Here is a 20783-nt window from a genome sequence, read left to right on the forward strand (position 1 = left end):
GGCGAGCCGCTCCGCGGCGTGAGGAATCGTTTTCAGGCGAGCCGCTCCGCGGCGTCGACGGCAAAGTAGGTCAGCACGCCGCTGGCGCCGGCGCGCTTGAACGCCAGCAGGCTCTCCATCATCGCGCGGTCGCGATCGAGCCAGCCGCGGCCGGCGGCGGCCATGATCATCGCGTACTCGCCCGAGACCTGGTAGGCGAAGGTCGGCACCGAGAAGCGGTCGCGCACCCGGCGGACGATGTCGAGATACGGCATGCCCGGCTTGACCATCACCATGTCCGCACCTTCGAGCAGGTCGAGCTCGACCTCGCGCAACGCCTCGTCGCTGTTCGCCGGGTCCATCTGGTAGGTCTTCTTGTCGCCGCGCAGCAGGCCGCCGGAGCCGAGCGCGTCGCGGAACGGGCCGTAGAACGCACTCGCATACTTGGCCGCATACGACATCAGGCGGGTGTGGATCAGGTCCTCGGCATCGAGTGCTGCGCGGATCGCGCCGATGCGGCCGTCCATCATGTCCGAGGGGGCGAGGATGTCGATGCCGCTGTGCGCCTGGTTCAGCGCCTGCCGGACCAGCACGGCGACGGAGGCGTCGTTGGCCACGTAGGCTTCACGCAGCACGGGGTCCTCGCGCAGCACGCCGTCATGGCCGTGGCTTGTATAGGGGTCGAGTGCGACGTCGCCGATCAGGCCCATCTCGGGGAACTCGGACTTCAGCAGCCGGGCGCTGCGGCAGATCAGGTTGTCCGGATTGCCACTTTCGGTGCCCTCGTCGTCGCGCTTGTCCAGCGGCGTCATCGGGAACAGCGCGATCGCCGGAATGCCGAGCCTTGCGGCCGGTGCGACATGCGCCGCCAGCCGGTCCAGCGTCACCCGCTTCACGCCCGGCATCGAGGACACCTCGGTTTCGGTATTGCTGCCTTCGGTGACGAAGATCGGCCAGATCAGGTCGTCCACCGAGAGCCGGGTCTCGGCGACCAGCCGGCGGGTGAAGCCGTCATGGCGGTTGCGTCGCAGGCGGGTGCTCGGATAGCGGCCGATGGTCATGCGGTGCCCTGACTGGTCGTCTGATGAAGCCGCTTTATCCGTCAGCCGACGACGCAAAGCGACCCCCCACCTAGTGTCCCGAACCAGAAGTTCGTAGGACTTCTGGTTCTCAGTGGACACTAGGCTTATCAACAAGATAGTGGCCTCCTTGTCTCCAAAATTCGCGTGCGAATTTCAAAGGCAGGACACTAGAGCCTGATCGTCTCAGGCTGAACCAGCCTGAGACGTGAAGCAGTCTCTAGATCAATCTGGTAGAGCAAGTTTACCGGCTCAACTTGAGCCGGTCTTGCTCTAGGTCATGTGGACGGATTTGGACAAGATGAGGCCGCAGGCGAAGGCCACGATTGACTCGTAGTTCTGCCGGGTTTTCTCGCATCGCAATGTTACTCGCTTGAAGCGCTTGAGCTTGCCGACTGCCTGCTCGATACGGGCGCGAGTTTTGTAGAGCAGCCTCGGGAAGTGCCTGGGGCTGTGGACGGTGATCTTGCGGACCGGAATCAGTGGGACGATGCCAAGCTTTCGTGCTGCGCTTCGGTTGCTCTTGGCGTCGTAGCCTTTGTCAGTCAGCACGGCACGCGGCTTGATGTCGGGACCGATGCCGAGCAACAGGGGGAACTGCGGGCTGTCGTTGGCCTCGCCGCCGGTCAGATGGAAGGCGAGTGGCTGCCCATCGAAGTCGGTCTTGAGGTGGATTTTGGTCGAGAAGCCGCCGCGCGACCGGCCAAGCGCCTGATTTTGCTGCCCCCTTTTGCACCTGCGGCCGAGACATGAGCGCGAACCGTAGTGCTGTCGAACATCTGCACGAGGTGCGCTCTGGGGCTGAGTTCGGCCAGCGACTGAAAGAATGCCTCGAAGACACCGCTGTTGCTCAGCCGCGAGAACCGCTTCCAGACCGTGTTCCAGAGCCCGTATTCGGCTGGCAGCGCCCGCCACGAGACGTTCTGCAGCGTGAAGAAATGCAGCGCCTCGAGAAAGCGTCTGTCATCACGAGCCTTCTCGCCCCGCCTCGGAAGACAGCCCCGGAAGACCTCCAGAACGATCTCCCAATCCTCCTCGCTCATCCGCGTCAGCATCAAACAGGTCCACTTCTGCCGACCCGCTATGAATCACTGATCGACCGTCTTGTGAATCCCTGGCCGATTCCGTCCACATGACCTAGAGCAGCGTCCGATCAATTGGGATCGCCTCGCGATGCCAATTGATCGGACGCTGCTCTATCAAACGACAAGCAGAGCATGATCGATCGGATCATGCTCTAGCGGATGCGCTCCGACTGCCGCACTGACTGCTTGCTGCGCCGAATGGAAGCGAATATGGTGACTACAGTGGTCGCAGGGGACAGGTGATGCAGCAGATCCAGCTTCGGGATGCCAAGGCGACGTTGTCGGCGGTGATCGACCAGGCGCGGCAGGGCGAGCCCTGCATCATCACCCGGCATGGCAGGCCGGAGGCGGTCGTGCTCGGTTTCGACGAGTGGCAGCGTCTCTCGCAGGTGCCGTCGTTCGGCCGCTTGCTGATGGCGGCCCCCCTCGATGCGGACGACGTGCCGCCCCGCCAGGACGGGTTGCGACAGGTCGAGCTCTGAGCTTGTGTATCTCGTCGATACCGACGTGCTGTCGGCCGGCGCGCCGACCAAGGCGGTTGCCTCGCCGGCCTTGTCGGCCTGGATGGATCGCAACAGCCTCGGCCTGTATCTATCGGTGATCACGGTGGCCGAGCTGGAAGACGGAATTGCCAAGAGCCGCAGGCTGGGAGCGACCCGCAAGGCCGACCGGCTCGCGGAGTGGCTGCAGACCCTGCTGCATCTCTACGGTGCCCGGGTGCTTCCCGTCGACCTGGACGTCGCGCGGCTCACCGGAGCGCTTGCCGACCGGGCGCGCGCCGCGGGGCAGGCGCCCGGGTTCGCCGACCTCGCCATCGCCGGCACGGCCGAGGCGCGTGGCTACACCATCCTGACCCGCAACCTGCGGCATTTCGGCAGGCTCGGCGTGCCGGCGCTCGATCCGTTCGAGACCGTGCCGGCGCCGATCGCATGCGGGACACCGAGGCTCACTGGATGATGCGGGCGTGCTGCCGGCTGTAGCCGAAGTAGATCACGAAGCCGATCGCCAGCCAGACGAACAGCCGCACCCAGGTCAGCCCGTCGAGCGACACCATCAGGGCAAGACAGGACAGGATGCCCAGGATCGGGATGATCGGTCCCCCCGCAACCTTGAAAGCGCGCGGGCGGTCGGGGTCGCGCCGGCGCAGCACCAGCACGCCGCCGCAGACGATGACGAAGGCGAGCAGGGTGCCGATCGAGGTCATGTGGCCAAGCTCGCTGATCGGCAGGAAGGCGCACAGCACGCCGGTCAGGCCCATGAACAGTAGGTTGGAGCGCCAGGGCGTGCGCCAAGTCGGGTGGATGTCGGAGAAGAAGCCCGGCAGCAGCCCGTCGCGCGACATCGCGTAGAACACCCGGCTCTGGCCCAGCAGCAGCACCAGCATCACCGAGGTGAAGCCGCAGATGATGCCGAACTTCACCAGCTCCTTGAGCCAGTGGTACGGCGTCATGTCGATGGCGCTGGCGACCGGGGCGGCGTCGTTCAGCATCGCCTTGTAGTTGACCAGCCCGGTCAGCACCAACGAGAAGGCGACATAGGCCAGCGAGCACACCACCAGGCTGCCGAGAATGCCGATCGGCATGTCGCGCGAGGGATTGCGGGTCTCCTGGGCCGCGGTGGAGACCGCGTCGAAGCCGACATAGGCGAAGAAGATCGTGCCGGCGGCGCGCATGATGCCGGAATAGCCGAAATGCCCGAAGGTGCCGTCGTTCGGCGGGATGAACGGGGTGTAGTTGGCGGTGTTGATGTACGGGATGCCGAAGCCGATCACCGCGAGGATGACGGCGACCTTGATCACCACGATCACCGCATTCACGCGGGCACTTTCCGAGATGCCGCGCATCAGCAGAAACGAGATGGCGACGATGACGAACACGGCGGGCAGGTTGATCAGGCCGGCGGCGGTGCTGCCGTCGGCGAGCTTCACGGTCTCGAATGGCGATGCGAGCAGGCGCGGCGGCAGGTACAGGCCGAAGTCGCGCAGCAGCGAATTCACGTAGCGCGACCAGCTCACCGCCACCGTCGCGGCACCGACCGCATATTCCAGCACCAGGTCCCAGCCGATGATCCAGGCAACCAGCTCGCCCAGGGTGGCGTAGGCATAGGTGTAGGCGCTGCCGGCGATCGGGATCATGCTGGACAGCTCGCTGTAGCAGAGCCCGGCGAAGCCGCAGCCGACGGCGGCGACCAGGTAGGAGATCACCACCGCCGGACCGGCATTCTCCGACGCGGCGATCCCGGTGAGCGAGAACAGGCCGGCGCCGATGGTGCAGCCGATGCCGAGCAGGATCAGGTTTACCGGTCCGAGCACCCGGCGCAGCGCGTGGCTGTCGTCGGTCGCCTGCAGGCTCTCGATCGATTTGCGTCGCCAGAGCGAGCCGTTGGTTGCGGTGGCCTGCGACATTCGACCTGTCTCCCTGATCCCCCGGCGTGGACGCCGGACGTTTCGTGTTTTGCCGGGCCGGGCGGGCCCGGGCGGTTCCGCCGGCAGCCTTGCCGCGCTAGGATGGCGGCATCAGTTGAACGCACTAGTTGAACGCACTTGCACCCCGCATGCCAGCCCCCGGCAGCCAGGAGCCGTCCGATGCCCGATCATTCCCTGCCTGGCCACCCGACCGACGCCGCGCGACACCCGGATCTGCAACGGTTCTTCTCGGCCTCGCTGCACCAGGCGGACCCCGAACTGGCGGCGGCACTCGACGCCGAGATGGTCCGCCAGCAGGACGGCATCGAGCTGATCGCCAGCGAGAACCTGGTCTCCAGGGCGGTGCTCGAGGCGCAGGGCAGCGTGCTGACCAACAAGTATGCCGAGGGCTATCCGGGCCGGCGCTACTATGGCGGCTGCGTCGAGGTCGATCGCGCCGAGACGCTGGCGCTCGACCGCGTGAAGCGTCTGTTCTCGGCCCAGTACGCCAACGTGCAGCCGCATTCCGGCGCGCAGGCCAACCAGGCGGTGTTCCTTGCGCTGCTGAATGCCGGCGACACCATCCTGGGCATGAGCCTGGCCTCCGGCGGCCACCTGACGCATGGCGCGGCACCCAACCTCTCCGGCAAGTGGTTCCGCGCGGTGCAATATGGCGTGCGGCGCGATGACGGGCTGCTCGATTACGAGGAGCTGGAGCGGCTGGCCCGCGAGGAGAAGCCGCGACTGATCATCGCCGGCGGCTCGGCCTACCCGCGCATCATCGACTTCGCCCGCATCCGTCGGGTGGCGGACGAGGTCAGCGCCTGCTTCATGGTCGACATGGCGCATTTCGCCGGCCTGGTGGCGGCCGGCCTGTATCCGAGTCCGCTGCCGCACGCGCATGTGGTGACCAGCACCACGCACAAGACCCTGCGCGGCCCGCGTGGCGGCCTGATACTGTCGAACGACCTCGAGCTCGGCCGCAAGTTCAACTCGGCGGTGTTCCCGGGCCTCCAGGGGGGTCCGCTGATGCACGTGATCGCCGCCAAGGCGGTGGCGTTCGGGGAGGCCCTGCAGCCGGAGTTCAAGCTCTACCAGCAAGCGGTGGTGGAGAACGCGCAGGTGCTGGCCGAGACGCTGATCGAGCAGGGGCTGGCGATCGTGACCGGGGGCACCGACAGCCACCTGCTGCTGGTCGATCTGCGGCCGAAGCGGGTCACCGGCAAGGCGGCGGAGGCGAGCCTGGAGCGGGCCGGCATCACCGCCAACAAGAACGCCATCCCGTATGATCCGGAGAAGCCGGCGATCACCTCGGGGATCCGGCTCGGCAGCCCGGCGGCGACCAGCCGTGGGTTCGGACCGGACGAGTTCCGCGCCGTCGGGCTGATGATCAATGACGTGCTGGATGGCCTGAGCGGCTCCAATGACGGCGCCAACGCGACGGTTGAGGCGGCGGTGCACGAGCAGGTCAAGGCGTTGTGCGGGCGGTACCCGATCTATCCGCGCTGAGGTCGGGCTAGTGCACCAACCCAGACAAAGCGAGCAGCTTTGTCTGGGTTAAAGCTGCACTAGAATATTGATATAGTGCAGCTTTAACCCAAACAGACCGGTTCGGTCTGTTTGGGTTGCTGCACTATTCGGCCAGGAAACGGGCGAGCCGCATGGCGGTATGCCCGCGTGTCGGGCGCAGGCTCGGCATGACCAGCAGGCAGTCATCGTATGGGGTGTAGATCGGCACGGTGCCGTCATGGGCGATCAGGGTGCCCTGCCGCGCGATCACCTCGCCGCCGCGATAGGGCCGCACGAAGCTGAAATTGCTGGTGGCGGCGGTCACCGCGTGGGTCACCTCGGCGCACCGCCCGGTCGGGACCGAGGCCGCGTCGGATACCAAGTCTGGGGTTTCCAAGTCTGGCGTTTCCAAGTCTGGCGTTTCCAAGTCTGGGGTTGCCAACTCCAGGTCGGGGGGCGCCGGCGTGGGCGCCTCGTCGCTCAGGCCGGTCTGGCGCAGCAGGCTTGCCACCGAGAGGCGCGCGGTGCGGACCGTGGCCGCTTCCCAGTGCGGCCCGGCCTCGACCAGGCAGGCGATGCGCGGGTCGCGTTCGTCCGCGAAGCCCGCATAGTCGATCAGGCGCGGGCCGCTGCTATGGCCGCGGTCGGCCACCACCAGCGCCGGCACGCCGACGCTGCGGGCGAGCCGGCGGCCCTTCTGCGTCGGGCCGCTGAGGATGAGCGGATCGGACGGCCACAGCATGGAGTGCAGGTCGAGCAGGATGTCGGCGCTGTCGATGATCGGCTGCACCGCGCGGGCCCGCGTGAGTTCGAGCGACTCGCGGCTGCTGGCCAACACGTCGCGGTCCCAGAGCCGGTTCATGTCCTCCTCGACGAAGCGCGACGCCGTCGGGTGCGCCGGATCGAAGCGCCCGAAGGCGGCGAGGTTGAGGAAGCCCAGCGTCAGCCTGCCCAGCCGCGGGCGGATGCCGCTGCGCAGCAGCCCGTCCAGCGCGATCGCACCGGCGATCTCGTTGCCGTGCATCAGCGCGGTGATGGCGACATGCGGGCCCGGGCGGACCGACTCGAAATGCATGAAGCCGGCGACGCCGCAATTGCCTGGCAGCCAGTCCGAGAGATCCGGGGCGGCCAGGCGAACCTCGAAGCGGGGCAGGCCGGCGGCGGCCAGCCCGGACGCCGTTATGCCGGGCAGCGGATACGGAGGCAGGTCGCCACTCATGTGTCCCGTGCCAGGCTGGCTTCCGGCGTAAGGCTGGCGTCCCGTGTGAGGCTGGAGCCGAGGCGGCGGATGAAGCTGTCGCAGGCCACCAGCTGGTCACGCGCGATCCACTCGTCGGGCTGATGCGCCTGGGCGATGTCGCCCGGGCCGCAGACGATGCTGGCGATCCCCGCATTCTGGAAGATGCCGGCCTCGGTGCCGTAGGAGACCTTGCCGTGATGGTTGGCGCCGGAGGCCTGCTTGACCAGCGCCACCAGCGCGTGCTCCGGCGAGAGCGACAGCGGCGGCAGCGTGTCGAGCGGCTCGAAGGTGAAGCCGGTCGCCGGATCGACGCGATGCATCCAGCTTTCGATGGCCTCGCGCGCATGGCGCTGCAGGCGGGCGAGTTCCACCTCGGCGTCATCGCCGGGAATGGTGCGCCATTCCATCTCGAAGCTGGCGCGCCCGGGAATGATGTTCAGGATCGAGCCGCCCTCGACGAGCCCGGTATGGATGGTGCTGTGCGGCGGATCGAAGCCGTCCTCGCGCCGGCCCTCGGCCTGCAGGCGGCGGGCTTCGGCGGCGATCCAGGCGATCGCCTCGGCGCCGGCATGGATCGCATTGACCCCGTTCGCGGGCACGCTGGAATGGCCGGGCCGCCCGCGCACCGTGACCCGCACGGACAGCCGTCCCTTGTGCGCCGTGATCGGCTTCATGCCGGAGGGTTCGCCGACCACGCAGACAGCGGGCCTGAGGCGACCGGCCTCGAGGTCGCGCACCAGAACCCTGGCACCTGCGCAATCGACCTCCTCGTTGTAGGAGATGAACAGGTGCACCGGCCGCTGCAGCGGCAGCGCCTTCAGGTCGGGCACGGCGGCGAGGCAGGAGGCGACGAAGCCCTTCATGTCGACGGCGCCGCGCGCATACAGCTTTCCGTCCTTGCCGGTCAGCCGGAACGGGTCGGTGCTCCAGGCCTGGCCATCGACCGGCACCGTATCGACATGGCCGGAGAGGGCGAGGCCGCCTTCGACCTGGGGGCCGATGATGGCGTGCAGGTTCGCCTTTTCGCCGGTCTCGTCATGGGTCAGGCGATAGGAGACGCCTTGCCGGTCGAGATACGTCCGCACCCAGTCGATCAGCGGCAGGTTGGACCGGCGGCTCGTCGTATCGAAGCCGACCAGCGCCTCCAGGATTTCCGGCGTGCTCATTTGGTCTGTAACAGCCATCGCGGCAGTCTATACGGGGCGACCGGCGCGGCAATGGTGTCTGTGCGGGTGGCCGTGGATGCCGGCAAGCCGGCACCCTGCCGATCAAGGGTCACGATGCCTGCCTCTCCGAATGCCCCGCATCAGACTGGCCCGCACCAGACTGGCCCGCACCAGACTGGCCCGAACCAGACTGGCCTGCATCCGCTGCACCGGCTCTGGCGCCGGTTCCCGCCCGAGGGCCGGCGCCTGCTGCTGGCACGTCTGGGCGCCCGGCTGGCGCCGAAGCCGGACCGGCGGCCGCCGGAGCATTGCCGCGGTGTGATCGTCGGTGGCGAGGTCGGGCGCGCCTCCGGGCTCGGCGAGGCCGCACGCATCATGCATCGCGCCCTGGACCGGATCGGCGTGCCGACGGCGGCATTACAAGCCGGTCTCGACGTGCCCGGGGAGAAGGCGCCGGGTAGCGCCTCGGCCCCGGTGGCGCCCGATCTTCCGGACGGCTTGGCGTTGCTGCTGCACGTCAATGCGCCGGTGCTGCCGGCGGCCCTGCTGCGGCTGCCACGCGGCCTGGTGCGCGGCCGGCGCGTGATCGGCTACTGGGCGTGGGAGCTGCAGTCGGTGCCGCCGAGCTGGCGCCCGGCCGCTTCCTGCGTGCACGAGGTGTGGGCGCCGTCGGCATTCACCGCCGCGGCACTGGAGACGCTGCTGCCGGGACGCGTGCGGGTGGTGCCGATCCCGCTGGCGCTCAGCCCGCCGGCGCCGGCGCCCCTCGGACGCGCCGCCTTCGGGCTGCCCGAGGCGGCGCTGGTGGTGCTGGTCTCGTTCAGCGTTGCCTCGGCCTTCGAGCGCAAGAACCCGCTCGCCGCCATCGTTGCGTTTCGTAAAGCCTTCGGTGACCGGCCTGACCGCATACTGCTAATCAAGGCTGGGCATGCAGGTCACTATCCCGGCGACATGGACCGGCTGCGCGAGGCGATCGATGGCTGCGACAATATCAGGATCGAGACACGGATGCTGGCCGAGGCGGACATGCACGCCCTGACCCGCAGCGCCGACATCGTGCTGTCGCTGCATCGCAGCGAGGGGTTCGGACTGGTACCGGCGCAGGCGATGCTGCTCGGCCGCGCGGTGGTTGCCACCGACTGGTCGGCCACCGCCGAGTTCCTCGACGAGAGCTGTGGCGTCCCGGTCGCCTGCCGCCTGGTCGAGGCGCGGGATCCGCGCGGCGTGTTCCAGGCGCCCGGCGCCGTCTGGGCGGACGCCGATACCGACGCGGCGGCGCAGGCGCTGCGCCGGCTGGCGGACGCGCCGGAGTGGCGGAAGGCGCTCGGCGAGCGCGCCCGCCTGGTGGCCGGTGAACGCTTCGGCGCCGAGGGTCTGCGGCGGGCCCTGGCGGCGATCGGCTATGCCGGGCCCCAGCTCTCCGGGCCCCAGCTCTCCGAGCCCCAGCTCTCCGGGTATCAGCACTCCGGGCCTGGTTCGGACTGAGATGCGCGTCCTGGTGTGGCAATGGGGACGTCGTGGGGCCGGCCCGCGCATGGCCGCCGAGCTTGCCGCCGCCCTGCGCGCGTTGCCCGGCCACACGGTGTTCCTGTCGCTCTCGAACCGCGCCGAGATCCTCGCGGCGTCCGACGCGCCCGCCTGCGCCTTGCCGGTCGCAACCTACGCCGGCGCCGCGGGCTATGCCTGGCGCCTGCTGCTGGCGCCGGTCTCGATCCCGTGGCTGGTGCGGCGGCTGCGTGCCCTCGCACCCGATGTCGCCATTTGTGCGATGCCGGGACCGCTCGACCTGCCGATGGCCCTGGCCTTGCGCCGGCTTCGCATCCCGATGGTGGTCACGGTGCATGATGCCGAGCTGCATCCGGGGGACGGGCTGCCGCTGCAGATGGCGCTGCAGCGCGCCCTGATCCGCCGTGCCGCCGCCCTGGTGGCCCTGACCGGTCACGTCGCCGCCCGGCTGCGGCAGCAGCCGGCGGCGCGCGGCCGGCCGTTGCTCGAGGCCAGGCTGCCGCCCCTGGTGTTCCAGGCAAGCCGGCCGCCGCCGCCGCTTTCGCACGACGGCCCGATGCGTCTGCTCTGCTTCGGCCGCCTGCTGCCGTACAAGGGGCTCGATCTGTTCGAGGCCGCGCTGCGCGGGCTGGAGGCCGCCGGTCTCGGGCGCGGGCGGCTCGAGGTGCGCGTGGTCGGCGAGGGGCCGCATACCCCGACGCTCGACGCGCTGGCACGGCTGCCGGGCGTGCAGGTCGAGAATCGCTGGGTGCCGGAGGACGAGGTCGGCCGCCTGGTGGCGTGGGCCGACACGGTGGTGCTGCCCTATCGCGAGGCCAGCCAGAGCGGGGTGGCGGCGATCGCGCTCGCGGCCGGACGCTGGGTGGTGGCGACCCGGGTCGGCGGCCTGGTCGAGCAGTTCCGTGGCGAGGCGATGGCGCTGCTGTGTGAGCCGGATGCCGGCAGCATCGGGGCCTGCCTGGCGCGGCTGCTGGACGACCCGCCCGCGCTGCCGGCGATGGCGCCTGATCCGCTCGGGCTGTGGCTGGAGATGGCGCGCAGCCTCAGCCGCCAGATCGAGTTGCTGCTCCCCGGCGTGACGCACGAGCGGCCCAGGGCGCAGGATGCTGCGCGATCCGACCCGGCGCCGGTCTGAAATCAGGCCGCGAGCTGGAACGGTTCGGAGACGATCATGCGAATGCGGGTGAGCTTCTCGATGGCGCGCAGGAAGGCGCGCTCGGAGGGATCGCACAGCGAGATCGCGACCCCGCGCTGACCGGCCCGGGCCGTGCGGCCGACCCGGTGCACGTAGGTCTCCGGCAGGTTCGGCATGTCGAAATTGATCACGTGGGTGACGTCGTCGATGTCGATGCCGCGCGCGGCGACGTCGGTGGCGACGAGCACCATGACCTCGCCGTCGCGGAAGGCGGCCAGCGCCCGCTCGCGGGCCGCCTGGCTCTTGTCGCCGTGGATCGCGGTCGCCGGCAGCCGCGCGCGGTCCAGGAACGCCACGACCTGGTCCGCTCCCTGCTTGGTGCGGGTGAACACCAGGATCCGGCTGTGCTGCCGCCGGCCGCGCTGTAGCCGGCTGAGGATCTCGACCAGCAGCGGCCGCTTGCGCTGGGTGTCGGTGAACATCACGCGCTGCTCGATGCCGTCCGCGGTGATCGCCGCGGCTGCCGCCGCCACCTGCACCGGATCGCGCAGCAGGTCACGGGCGAGGGCCGCGATCTCCGCCGGCATGGTGGCGGAAAAGAACAGGTTCTGCCGATCGGGCGGCAGGAGCGCCACGATCCGGCGGATGTCGGCGATGAAGCCGAGAGCGAGCATGTGGTCGGCCTCGTCCAGCACGAAGATGCCGGTGGCGTCGAGGTTGAGCGTGCGGTCCCCGAGATGGTCGAGCAGGCGTCCCGGAGTGGCGACGACGATGTCGATGCCGGCAGCCAGCGTGCGGGTCTGCCGCTGCTTCGGCACGCCGCCATAGAGCAAGGCCACGCGCAGGCCGGTGCCGCGGCCGTAGGCGCGCAGGCTGCCCGCGATCTGGCTGGCGAGTTCGCGTGTCGGCGCCAGCAGCAAAGCGCGGCAGCAGCGTGGCGGGGCCGGTAGGGCTGAGGCCAGCAGCCGATGCAGGATCGGCAGGGCGAAGGCCGCGGTCTTGCCGGTGCCGGTCTGCGCCAGTCCCTGCACGTCGCGTCCGCGCAGGATCGGCGGGATCGCCTGCGCCTGGATCGGCGTGGGTTCGGCATAGTCCTGCTGGCGCAGCGCCGCCAGGATCGGCGCCGCGAGGCCAAGCTCTGCAAAGCTGCTCATGGGAGAGGCCTTTCTGAGGCCCGCTCTTCGCAGACGGCGGCAAACGCGGTCAAGCGGACGTTGACGCGCACGGGGACCGGCTCGCACATGCATCCGCATGGACGTTGATCATGCAGTGATCCTGGCACAGCCCTATGCCGGGCTGGAGGCGCAGGCGCGCGGCCTTGCCGAGCGGGCCGGGCTGGTGCCGAGCGTGCATGCGCTGGTGGCGCGGCGTCCGTGGCATTGGCTGCCGGCGGCGCGCTGGCCGGCGCCGCTGCATGCCATCGCACCGCTCGGCCAGCTGCCGGAGGGGCTCGTGCTCGGGGTCGGTGGCGTGGCGGCCGCGGTGGGTGCCGCGCTGCGACGGCAGGGGCGGCAGGTGGTGCAGATCCAGAACCCGCGCATGCGCTTCGACCGCTTCGACCTGGTGGTTGCCAACACGCATGACGAGATCGTGGGCGCGAACGTGCTGCTGTCGCGCAACGCGCTGCACCGCGTCGGCCCAACGGTGTTGGCGGCGGCGCGCGAGGTCTGGGCGCAGCACCTCGCGCATCTGCCGCGGCCGCTGGTGGCGGTGCTGGTCGGCGGCTCCAACGGCCGGTTCCGGCTCGATTTGCCCACCGGACAGGCGCTGGCGGCGCAGCTCGCCGGCATCATGCGCAGCGAACGGGTCGGGCTTGCCCTGACGCCGTCGCGGCGCACCGCGCCCGAGGTGCGGGCGGCTTTGGCCGCGGCGCTGTCGCCGCTGGGCGCCTGGATCTGGGACATGCAGGGCGACAATCCCTATTTCGGCCTGCTGGCCTGCGCGGATGCCATCGTGGTCACCGCCGACAGCGTGTCGATGGTGTCCGAGGCGGCGGCGACCACCGTTCCGGTGCTGGTGGCGCCACTGCCGGGCCGGTCACGCAGGATCGGCCTGTTCCTGCGCACGTTGCAGCAGGCCGGCCGCATACGCATGTTCGATGGCCGCCTGCAGCACTGGCCGACCGAGCCGCTGGACGATACCCCCGCGGTGGCGCACGAGATGCGGCGGCGGCTGGGGATGGCCGACCCGGTTGCTCCGCGCGGCCTTGGACACGAGTGAGACGAGATGCTGGACATCCAGACCTATGACGCCCGCCAGGGGGGCAACGTGCTCTACAAGGCGCTGGCGCACCCGTTGGCGGCGGAGGCGGTGGCGCGTCTCGCGCAGCACCTGCAGGAGAGGGGCCGTCTCGCGGTCTATGATCCGGACGGCGCCTGCGCGATGCTCTATGCGCTGCATCCGGACGTGCCGGCGCCGCGCGAACTCTACGTGCACGACGTGACGCTGGTCGGGAGGGAAACGCTCGGGGTCGCGGCCCGCGCGCTGACCGGGATCACGCGCTCCGAGGCGTCGGTGCTGCTGGTCGCTGCCTTCGACGCGGACCGGATCCTGGCCCGCATCGCCCACATGGTGCCGGCCCATATCGAGGTGCTGACGCTGGACGCGGCGCGGCTGCCCGACGGCATGCTGACCAATCCGAGGCGCTATCTCGACCGGCTGAACTTCGCCACCAACTTCGCCTTCTTCCGCGACGCGGGCGGCCTCTCGACGAGCCTGGTCACCGCGAACTACTGGCAAGCCTACGGTGCCACCACCGTGCGGCTCTGGCTGCGCCTCTATGACGGCGCCGGCCACGCACTGGCGACCTGGGAGCAGGCGGTGCCGCAAGGGGCGGCCGGCATCGGGATCGACAGTCGCGAGGTGCGCGAGCGGTTCGGCCTGCCGGCGTTCAGCGGCCAGCTGTTCGTGCACGCCATCGGGGTCGCCGGCCATGACGTGGTGAAGTACGCGCTCGATACCTACGGCCATGACGGCAACCAGAGCCTGTCGGTGACGCACGACGCCAATGCCTGGCCGTCCGACCGCTACGCCAACCTGCCGGCGCCGCGCCTCGACGAGCGGGTGCTGCTTTGGGTGCAGAACAGCCACGCGGCGCCGATCCCACCCGGTGCGATCCAGCTTGACCGCATGGGGCGCGAGCGGCCGGCAGCACTCCCGTTCGAGGTGGCGCCGTACGCGAGCGTCGCCGTGGATGTCGCGGGCCTGCTGCCCGGGCTGCGCTGGCCGGCACAGATCGAGCTGCGCTGCGGGCGGCACATGGTGCGGCCGCGCTACGAGGTGGTGCGCGCCGGCCGCACCCGGATCGCGCACATGAATGTCGAGCGCGCCGACCTCGTGCCCGATTCCGGCATCCCCACCCTGGCTTCGCTGCTGGGGCGCGGCTACATCCTGCCGTTCCCGGTGCTGGATCCTCGGAACTTCCGCTCCATCGTGCAGCCGGCGCCGATGGCGCCGAGCCAGCGCACGCTGCCGCTGCGCATCGACCTGTTCGATGCCGAGGGCCACAAATCCGGCGAGCATTTCCTCGGCTGCCTGCCGCGCGACCATGACATCGCACTGGATCTCGGCACGCTGGCGGCACCCGAAGGCCATGCCGAGCTGGTCTATGACTTTCGCGACGGCGGCGAGGCGGATGGCTGGATGCACGCCCTGGTCCGTTACGAGCACGTGGCAAGCGGGCATGTCGCCGAGACCAGTTTCGGGGCGCATATCTTCAACACCGCGATGACCTATCGCGACGAGCCGCAATCCTATTCCGGGCCGCCGCCCGGCCTGTCGACGCGACTGTTCCTCAAGCTCGGCTCCGGTGAGAAGCGCAGCTTCTCGGCGCTGATCTATCCGGCCTCGGCGCCCTGGCGCCCACGGTCGAGCACGCGGCTGGTGCTGCATGACGGCGAGGGCGAGGTGGTGGCGGAACGCCCGATCGAGATCGCCTGCTGCGGCTCGATGATGGTCTGGCCGCACCTGGTTTTCGGTGACGCCTTGCTGCAGCAGGCCGGTCCGCGCGGCTACGTGCTGATCCGCGACACCACCTGCCGGCTGTTCGGCTATCACGGGCTGATGCAGGACGGCGGTCGCGTCTCGCTGGACCACATGTTCGGGTTTTGACGGTCGAGCAGCCTCGCCGTTTCGATATGGTGGAAGCCGCACCCTGCGATCCGACCATGACCAGGTGGCTCCGTGCCCTGGTTCCGCGCAGCCGTCTTCGAGCGGAGCGGGCGCAGTTCGCGCACGATCTCCCGAACGACGAAGGCGAACGACTATTCCAGGCGCAGGACGGGCTTTGCGCTGTCTCGGGAGTGCGGTTCAGGCTGGATGAGTTTGCGGGCGTGCTGGTAAAGCACCCCTTCGCGCCAAGCCTCGATCGCATTTCATCGCTCCGTGGATATATTCCCGGCAACGTCCGGCTGGTTTGCATCGCCGTCAATTTCGGCATGGGCCAGTGGGGTGAGGAACTCTACCTGACGTTTGCGCGTGCCGCCGTCGAACGCAGCAATAGGGCCGATCATCCAGTTTCGTCGAGGCGCGCTGCCGATAGGATCGGATACCCGTTGCGAAAGGATGCAGAGCCCGCGGACACCTGGCTATCTGCGCAGCGCGAGCGCCTTGCCGCGGCGGAAACGATTTCCCTAACGCTTTCGGGGAAGGCGTTGCTCCTTCAGCGACGGCGGATCGCCAGCCTCAAGCGCAACCTTAGCCTGGGACGAGCCGGATTAAACGCCGCTGCGGCAAAAGCCGTGCGCACACGTGCCGGTCGCAGGCCTCCATCATCGCAGGCATAGTCAGGCGGCCAACGCGGCTCAGCCTCTTTCCAGGGTCCCATACCGCCTGATCACCGCGGTCTCGATCGCTGCGATCGCGGCGTACAGCAGCAGCGAACACAGCGTCACCAGCACGAGCGCGCTCCACAGGTCGGCGGCCCGGAACGACGTGATGTCGCGCTGCATGCGGTAGCCGATGCCGTCGCCGGTCGCGAGCCATTCCGCCAGCAGCGCGCCGACCAGGGCGGCCGGTGCGGAGAGCCGCATCGAGGCCAGGATCGCCGGCAGGGCGCTTGGGAGGCCCACCTTGCGCAGCATCGCGAGGCTGCCGCCGCCGTAGGCCCGGATCAGCTCCGCGGACGAACGGGGTGCTGCGCGCAGGCCCATCACGCTGTTCACCAGGGTCGGGAAATACACGATGAGGCCGCCGATCACCGCGACCGCAGCCGGACCGCGGCCGAACACCAGCACGATGAGCGGCGTCATCGCGACCAGCGGGATCGCGCGCAGGATCGTCGCGAGCGGCAGCAGGCTGCGCGCCAGCGACGGCGACAGCACGAACAGGATCGCGCTGCCGAGGCCGAGGACAAGGCCGAGCAGGAACCCCGAAGCGGCATGCGCCAGCGTGATCTCGAGGGCCGCCAACAGGGCGGCGCGGTTGCGGCCCGAGGCCGGCATGCCGAACAGGTAGTGCGCGACGGCGGCGGGAGACTTGCCCATCAGCGGGCTGACCTGGAAGATGTGCAGGAACAGGGTCCAGGCCAGCAGCACGATGGCCAGCGCCAGCAGCGGCGACAGCAGGCGACTCACGCGCGGCCCTCCTGTCGCCAGGGCGTCAGCCAGCGACCGATCCGCGCCACCAGCCCATAGGCCAGGCTGGCGAGCGCGCCACTGACCAGGGCGATGCCCCAGGAGCGCGGCGCCGCCATCTGCTGCATCGAGACCACCATCGCCACCCCGAGGCCGCTCTGCACCGCGCCCAGCCACTCGCCGAGGATGGCGCCCAGCAGCGAGGCGGGTGCCGCGATGCCCAGCGCCGCGAACAGCGCCGGCAGGCAGGATGGCAGCTGCACCCGTCGGAAACAGTGCCAGCGGCCGCCGCCACAGGCGCGCACCAGCTCCAGGCTGGTCGGGTCGGTGGCACGCACGCCCATCAGCAGGCCGACGAGCGTCGTGAAGAACACCGACAGCGCCGAGAGCGCCACCATCGGGGTGCGTCCGCCGAATACCAGGGTCAGCAACGGACCGACCGCGATCACCGGAATGCAGTAGCTCACCGCAGCAAGCTGCAGCACGACGCGCTGCAGGGCCGGCAGCAGCAGCACCAGCAGGGCGATGCCGATCGCCAGCCCGTTGCCCCAGAGAAAGCCGCGCGCGGCCTCGCCGAGGGTGGGCCAGATATTGGGGCCGTAGAATGCCCAGCCGTCGCGCATGATCTGCGCCAGGACGACCCATGGCGCCGGCACCAGACCGGCCGGCCCGGCATCGAACAGGGCAGCCACGCTCCAGAACGCCAGCAGGACGAGGGGGGCGGCCAGCAGCCGGACTGCCCGCATCATTCGGCTTCGCCCTCTGTCCCGAACAGCCGCTCGCTTAGCCGGTCGTGGTAGGCGTGGAATTCCGGGCTGCGCATCATGGCAGCGGTGCGCGGCCGCTTCAGCCCGATCGGCACCAGGGCGATGATGCGGCCGGGTCGGGCACTCATCACCGCCACCTGGTCGGACAGCAGCACGGCCTCCGCGATCCCGTGCGTCACCATCAGGGTGGTGGCCGGACGCTCGGTCCAGATCCGCTGCAGCTCCAGATTGAGCCGCTGCCGCGTCATGTCGTCCAGCGCCCCGAACGGCTCGTCGAGCAGCAGCACACGCGGCTGCAGCACCAGCGCGCGCGCGATGGCGACGCGCTGGCGCATGCCGCCCGAGAGCTGCGCCGGGCGTGCCCGCTCGAAGCCGACCAGCCCGACGAGGGCCACCAGATCGGCGATCAGGCCCGGCGCCGGCCGCTGGCCCGCGACCTCCAGCGGCAGCCGGATGTTCGCTTCCACCGAGCGCCAGGGCAGCAGTGCGCTGTCCTGGAAGGCGATGCCGAGATGGTGCTGCGAGACCAGCTCGGCCGGTGTCTCGCCATGCACCAGCGCCTGTCCGGCATCGGCCTGCTCGAGCCCGGCCAGGATGCGCAGCGCCGTCGACTTGCCGCAGCCCGACGGGCCCAGCAGCGACACGAAGCTGTTCTCGGACGTCTGCAGGTCGAGCCGGTCCAGCGCCGGCAGCGAACGTCGTCCGACCCGGAAGCCCTTGGACACGCCGGTCATGTCGATCCCGGATCCAGCCGGGCGCAGGCCGGCCTCGAATCGCGCCGCGACCACGGAGGCGACGCTAGACACGGATAAGGGTGGGGTCTTCGTGGTAGATCTCGGCAAGCAACGACATGTCGAACAGGCTCTCCTGGCTGACCTCGTTGCCGAGATCGCGCAGCACCTTCACGTTGCGCTCCATGCGCTCCGGGGTCAGCGTGAACAGGCCGTTCGCCTCGGTCTCCGGCGACGTGATCAGGGTGTTCTCCGTTCTGGACTGCATGATCTCGGAATCGCGGTTCAGGCCGAGGCGCTGGCCGTAGCGATCGAGTGCCAGTGCCGCACCGCCCACGGGGTCGCGGAGATTGTCCTTCCAGCCGCGCAGCTCCGCCCGCAGCGCCGCCTTCAGCCGCTCGCGGTCGTGCAGGGCAGAGTCCGCGCGGACGACGTAGGTCTCCATCAGCAGCGGATAGTTGTGGTCGGCGAACAGGAAGCTGGTGGCGGCGATGCCGCGCCGCTTCAGCTGGTTCGGCTCGTTGGCGATGTAGCCGACCCAGCCATCCACCTCGCCGGCCACCAGGGGCGTCGGATCGAACTGCACCGGCACGGTGGTCACGCGGTCGGGATCGATGCCGTTCAGCTGCAGGAAGGTCGCGAAGATGACCTGGTTGCCGCCCTGCACGCCGATGCGCTTGCCGATCATCGCCTTCGGACCCTCGATCGGCCGGCCGGCGAGCGACAGCAGGCAGAAGGCGCTCTTCTGGAACAGGCAGCCGATCGTGCGCAGGCCTGCTCCCTGCGCGATGGCCGCCGCGGTCAGGTCGATCGCCGAGATGCCGATCAGGCACTTGCCCTGGGACAGGTCGATCTCGGTCGGCGGGGCGCCGGGGCCGCCGCTCTGCAGGTCCACCGCGGAGAAGCCCTCGTCGCGATAGTAGCCGCGGCTGTCGGCGAAATACTCGCCGGCGAACTGGGCATTGCGGATCCAGGTCAGGCGTATGGCGTAGGGGCCGAGATCGGGCGGACGCGCCGCCTGCGCTGCCCCCGCCTGAGCACGCAGCACCGCCGGCATCGCCAGGGTAGCGAGACCCATGCCCAGCGCGCGACGGCCGAGCACGGGGCGGCCCAGCACGGGGCTCATTCCGCGGCGTGCGCTCCGGCGCCGGCGGCGTGGCGGTTGGGCGGACGCGGCAGGCCGAGCGTGTCGCGCAGCGTGGTTCCGGTATAGTCCGTGCGCAGGCGCCCGCGACGTTGCAGTTCCGGCACCACCAGCGCCACGAAGTCATCGAGATTGCCCGGCAGATAGTGCGGCATCAGCGCGAAGCCGTCGGAGCCGCCCTCGTCGATGTAGCGCTCCATCTCGTCGACGATGCTGGCGGGCGTGCCGATCAGCGTCAGATGTCCCATGCAGGCGGCGATCCAGCGTCCAAGCTCGACCAGGGACAGGCGCCTGCCGTCGCGGTCGATCCCGATGCGCTTGCGCGCGGCGATCGCGGTCAGCGGCGGCAGGTCCGGCATCGGCTGCGTCGGATCCATGTCCAGATCGAACTCCGGCCCCATGAACTGCACGGCGAAGGCGCGCGCCTCGACCGTGCTGATGGTCGCCTGCACGGCGTCGAATTTGTCGCGCGCCTCCTGCAGGGTGCGGCCGACCACGCAGCACAGGCCCGGCATGATCTTGAGGCTGTCGGGCGAGCGGCCGTACTTGGCGAGGCGCGCCTTCATCGGCCCGTAGAAGGCCTGGCCGTGCGCGAGCGACGTGGCCTTGCCGTACATCATGTCGGCGGACTGCGCCGCGAACTCGCGGCCTTCCTCGGATTCGCCCGCCTGGCAGATCACCGGATAGCCTTGCGGCATGCGCGCGACGTTGAGCGGCCCGCGCACCTTGAAGAACCGGCCCTTGTGGTTCAGCACATGCATCTTCGCGGGATCGGCATAGGTGCCGGAGGCCTTGTCGCGCGGGAAGGCGTCGTCCTCCCAGCTGTCCCAGAGCCCCAGGCACACATCGAGGAATTCGCGCGCTCGGGCGTAGCGCGCCTCGGTCGAGAGCGGCCCATCATAGCCGAAATTGAGCGCCTCGCTGGTCATCTGCGAGGTGATCACGTTCCAGCCGATGCGGCCGCCGCTCATATGGTCCAGCGTGGCCAGGCGCCGGGCGAGGTCGTAGGGCTCGTTGTAGGTGGTCGAGCCGGTGCAGACGAGGCCGATCCGGGTGGTGACGGTGGACAGCACCGCCAGCAGGCTCAGCGGGTCGAAATGCACCAGGGTGCTCATCGAGCGCAGCGCGTCCGGGGCGAGCCCGTCATCCTTGGTGGAGTAGCCGTCCGCCATGAAGATGATGTCGAAGCGACCGCGCTCGGCGGTCTGCGCCAAGGCCTTGTACATCTCGATGTCGTGGTCGCCCTCGGCCTTCGCCGCCGGGTATTTCCACGAAAAGCGGCCGCCATGCAGCAGGACGGCGAGACAGACCTGGCGCTTCATCCGGAGCCTCCGAAACCCGGTCGGGCTTTGCAAACCGCAGGCCACTCTTTGTCGGGCCAGAGGTTGCCGGGCGCCCCGATCTGCGCTGCAGTCGAGCGTCGTCGGGTCTGACAGGCCGTCGGGCGGCGCCGACTCGAGAAGGG

19 protein-coding genes and 1 pseudogene are annotated in these 20783 nt (G+C 69.5%); 8 read left to right on the plus strand and 12 right to left on the minus strand.

Annotated features, from left to right (window positions below; all coding sequences use genetic code 11):
* Nucleotides 1–32 precede the first annotated feature (32 nt).
* The 3 genes and pseudogenes from hemB to ACQY4O_RS04965 form a co-directional block, all read right to left on the minus strand.
* Nucleotides 33–1040 carry a porphobilinogen synthase gene (gene hemB / locus ACQY4O_RS04955; RefSeq protein WP_428375102.1) on the minus strand — a complete coding sequence of 336 codons (1008 nt, stop codon included), beginning with the start codon at nucleotides 1038–1040 and terminating at the stop codon, nucleotides 33–35.
* A 291-nt stretch (nucleotides 1041–1331) separates the two neighbouring features.
* Nucleotides 1332–1751 (minus strand): annotated as a pseudogene (locus ACQY4O_RS04960) (transposase); the annotation flags it as partial.
* Nucleotides 1685–2101, minus strand: a complete 417-nt coding sequence (locus ACQY4O_RS04965) for a transposase (RefSeq protein ID WP_428375103.1) — start codon at nucleotides 2099–2101, stop codon at nucleotides 1685–1687. The gene ACQY4O_RS04965 and the pseudogene ACQY4O_RS04960, both read right to left, overlap by 67 nt.
* Before the next feature lie 284 nt (nucleotides 2102–2385).
* On the opposite strand from ACQY4O_RS04965, the gene ACQY4O_RS04970 reads away from it, so the two are divergent.
* Both ACQY4O_RS04970 and ACQY4O_RS04975 read left to right on the plus strand, forming a co-directional pair.
* Nucleotides 2386–2625, plus strand: coding sequence for a type II toxin-antitoxin system Phd/YefM family antitoxin (locus ACQY4O_RS04970; protein WP_428375104.1), 240 nt, complete (start codon nucleotides 2386–2388; stop codon nucleotides 2623–2625).
* A gap of 4 nt (nucleotides 2626–2629) precedes the next feature.
* Entirely contained in the window at nucleotides 2630–3100 is a 471-nt protein-coding gene (locus tag ACQY4O_RS04975) for a type II toxin-antitoxin system VapC family toxin (protein WP_428375105.1), read from the plus strand.
* Here ACQY4O_RS04975 and ACQY4O_RS04980 read toward each other — a convergent pair.
* Nucleotides 3090–4547 (minus strand): amino acid permease, encoded by a 1458-nt coding sequence (locus ACQY4O_RS04980; protein ID WP_428375106.1) that lies wholly within the window; start codon nucleotides 4545–4547, stop codon nucleotides 3090–3092. The genes ACQY4O_RS04975 and ACQY4O_RS04980 overlap by 11 nt on opposite strands.
* A gap of 180 nt (nucleotides 4548–4727) precedes the next feature.
* Here ACQY4O_RS04980 and glyA point away from each other — a divergent pair, with 180 nt between their 5' ends.
* Nucleotides 4728–6056 carry a serine hydroxymethyltransferase gene (gene glyA / locus ACQY4O_RS04985; RefSeq protein ID WP_428375107.1) on the plus strand — a complete coding sequence of 443 codons (1329 nt, stop codon included), beginning with the start codon at nucleotides 4728–4730 and terminating at the stop codon, nucleotides 6054–6056.
* Between the two features lie 124 nt (nucleotides 6057–6180).
* On the opposite strand, the gene ACQY4O_RS04990 is transcribed toward glyA, so the two are convergent.
* The gene (locus tag ACQY4O_RS04990) at nucleotides 6181–7275 is read right to left on the minus strand and encodes a peptidase M14 (RefSeq protein ID WP_428375108.1); all 1095 of its coding nucleotides are present in this window, start codon (nucleotides 7273–7275) and stop codon (nucleotides 6181–6183) included.
* Nucleotides 7272–8462: an acetylornithine deacetylase gene (gene argE / locus ACQY4O_RS04995; RefSeq protein WP_428375109.1), complete on the minus strand. Its 1191-nt coding sequence runs from the start codon at nucleotides 8460–8462 to the stop codon at nucleotides 7272–7274. Before argE ends, ACQY4O_RS04990 begins: the two co-directional genes overlap by 4 nt.
* A 114-nt stretch (nucleotides 8463–8576) precedes the next feature.
* On the opposite strand from argE, the gene ACQY4O_RS05000 reads away from it, so the two are divergent.
* Both ACQY4O_RS05000 and ACQY4O_RS05005 read left to right on the plus strand, forming a co-directional pair.
* Nucleotides 8577–9947, plus strand: a complete 1371-nt coding sequence (locus tag ACQY4O_RS05000) for a glycosyltransferase family 4 protein (RefSeq protein ID WP_428375110.1) — start codon at nucleotides 8577–8579, stop codon at nucleotides 9945–9947.
* A 1-nt stretch (nucleotide 9948) separates the two neighbouring features.
* On the plus strand, nucleotides 9949–11103 hold the full coding sequence (locus ACQY4O_RS05005) for a glycosyltransferase (RefSeq protein WP_428375111.1): 1155 nt from the start codon (nucleotides 9949–9951) through the stop codon (nucleotides 11101–11103).
* 2 nt (nucleotides 11104–11105) lie between these two features.
* Here ACQY4O_RS05005 and ACQY4O_RS05010 read toward each other — a convergent pair whose 3' ends face one another.
* Complete coding sequence (locus ACQY4O_RS05010) at nucleotides 11106–12257, minus strand: DEAD/DEAH box helicase (RefSeq protein ID WP_428375112.1); 1152 nt, start codon at nucleotides 12255–12257, stop codon at nucleotides 11106–11108.
* Nucleotides 12258–12354: 97 nt separating this feature from the next.
* Here ACQY4O_RS05010 and ACQY4O_RS05015 point away from each other — a divergent pair, with 97 nt between their 5' ends.
* Genes ACQY4O_RS05015 through ACQY4O_RS05025 form a run of 3 tightly spaced genes read left to right on the plus strand, consistent with a single transcriptional unit; the run spans nucleotide 12355 to nucleotide 15887 of the window.
* Nucleotides 12355–13323 carry a mitochondrial fission ELM1 family protein gene (locus ACQY4O_RS05015; protein WP_428375113.1) on the plus strand — a complete coding sequence of 323 codons (969 nt, stop codon included), beginning with the start codon at nucleotides 12355–12357 and terminating at the stop codon, nucleotides 13321–13323.
* A gap of 6 nt (nucleotides 13324–13329) precedes the next feature.
* Nucleotides 13330–15213, plus strand: coding sequence for a hypothetical protein (locus tag ACQY4O_RS05020; protein ID WP_428375114.1), 1884 nt, complete (start codon nucleotides 13330–13332; stop codon nucleotides 15211–15213).
* Nucleotides 15210–15887: a hypothetical protein gene (locus ACQY4O_RS05025; protein WP_428375115.1), complete on the plus strand. Its 678-nt coding sequence runs from the start codon at nucleotides 15210–15212 to the stop codon at nucleotides 15885–15887. Before ACQY4O_RS05020 ends, ACQY4O_RS05025 begins: the two co-directional genes overlap by 4 nt.
* An 18-nt stretch (nucleotides 15888–15905) precedes the next feature.
* Here ACQY4O_RS05025 and ACQY4O_RS05030 read toward each other — a convergent pair whose 3' ends face one another.
* From ACQY4O_RS05030 to ACQY4O_RS05050, 5 genes are read right to left on the minus strand one after another with little or no spacing between them, the layout of a single operon-like run.
* Nucleotides 15906–16676: an ABC transporter permease gene (locus ACQY4O_RS05030; RefSeq protein WP_428375116.1), complete on the minus strand. Its 771-nt coding sequence runs from the start codon at nucleotides 16674–16676 to the stop codon at nucleotides 15906–15908.
* Nucleotides 16673–17425, minus strand: coding sequence for an ABC transporter permease (locus ACQY4O_RS05035; RefSeq protein ID WP_428375117.1), 753 nt, complete (start codon nucleotides 17423–17425; stop codon nucleotides 16673–16675). The genes ACQY4O_RS05030 and ACQY4O_RS05035 overlap by 4 nt, the downstream gene beginning before the upstream one ends.
* A complete protein-coding gene (locus ACQY4O_RS05040; protein WP_428375118.1) occupies nucleotides 17422–18249 on the minus strand; it encodes an ABC transporter ATP-binding protein in 828 nt (275 codons plus the stop codon). Before ACQY4O_RS05040 ends, ACQY4O_RS05035 begins: the two co-directional genes overlap by 4 nt.
* Nucleotides 18242–19291, minus strand: coding sequence for an ABC transporter substrate-binding protein (locus ACQY4O_RS05045; protein WP_428375119.1), 1050 nt, complete (start codon nucleotides 19289–19291; stop codon nucleotides 18242–18244). Before ACQY4O_RS05045 ends, ACQY4O_RS05040 begins: the two co-directional genes overlap by 8 nt.
* Before the next feature lie 5 nt (nucleotides 19292–19296).
* Nucleotides 19297–20640, minus strand: coding sequence for an LLM class flavin-dependent oxidoreductase (locus ACQY4O_RS05050; protein WP_428375120.1), 1344 nt, complete (start codon nucleotides 20638–20640; stop codon nucleotides 19297–19299).
* Nucleotides 20641–20783 lie beyond the last annotated feature (143 nt).

Source organism: Lichenicoccus sp., assembly GCF_965277665.1.
GTDB lineage: Bacteria > Pseudomonadota > Alphaproteobacteria > Acetobacterales > Acetobacteraceae > Lichenicoccus.

Excerpts from the sequence above, each read along its gene's own strand:
- ACQY4O_RS05010 (WP_428375112.1), bottom strand. The coding sequence starts at position 12,257 with ATGAGCAGCTTTGCAGAGCTTGGCCTCGCGGCGCCGATCCTGGCGGCG.
- ACQY4O_RS05050 (WP_428375120.1), bottom strand. The coding sequence starts at position 20,640 with ATGAAGCGCCAGGTCTGTCTCGCCGTCCTGCTGCATGGCGGCCGCTTT.
- ACQY4O_RS04970 (WP_428375104.1), top strand. The coding sequence starts at position 2,386 with ATGCAGCAGATCCAGCTTCGGGATGCCAAGGCGACGTTGTCGGCGGTG.
- ACQY4O_RS04980 (WP_428375106.1), bottom strand. The coding sequence starts at position 4,547 with ATGTCGCAGGCCACCGCAACCAACGGCTCGCTCTGGCGACGCAAATCG.
- ACQY4O_RS05015 (WP_428375113.1), top strand. The coding sequence starts at position 12,355 with ATGGACGTTGATCATGCAGTGATCCTGGCACAGCCCTATGCCGGGCTG.
- ACQY4O_RS04990 (WP_428375108.1), bottom strand. The coding sequence starts at position 7,275 with ATGAGTGGCGACCTGCCTCCGTATCCGCTGCCCGGCATAACGGCGTCC.
- glyA (WP_428375107.1), top strand. The coding sequence starts at position 4,728 with ATGCCCGATCATTCCCTGCCTGGCCACCCGACCGACGCCGCGCGACAC.
- ACQY4O_RS05035 (WP_428375117.1), bottom strand. The coding sequence starts at position 17,425 with ATGATGCGGGCAGTCCGGCTGCTGGCCGCCCCCCTCGTCCTGCTGGCG.
- argE (WP_428375109.1), bottom strand. The coding sequence starts at position 8,462 with ATGAGCACGCCGGAAATCCTGGAGGCGCTGGTCGGCTTCGATACGACG.
- hemB (WP_428375102.1), bottom strand. The coding sequence starts at position 1,040 with ATGACCATCGGCCGCTATCCGAGCACCCGCCTGCGACGCAACCGCCAT.
- ACQY4O_RS05005 (WP_428375111.1), top strand. The coding sequence starts at position 9,949 with ATGCGCGTCCTGGTGTGGCAATGGGGACGTCGTGGGGCCGGCCCGCGC.
- ACQY4O_RS05020 (WP_428375114.1), top strand. The coding sequence starts at position 13,330 with ATGCTGGACATCCAGACCTATGACGCCCGCCAGGGGGGCAACGTGCTC.
- ACQY4O_RS04965 (WP_428375103.1), bottom strand. The coding sequence starts at position 2,101 with ATGAGCGAGGAGGATTGGGAGATCGTTCTGGAGGTCTTCCGGGGCTGT.
- ACQY4O_RS05000 (WP_428375110.1), top strand. The coding sequence starts at position 8,577 with ATGCCTGCCTCTCCGAATGCCCCGCATCAGACTGGCCCGCACCAGACT.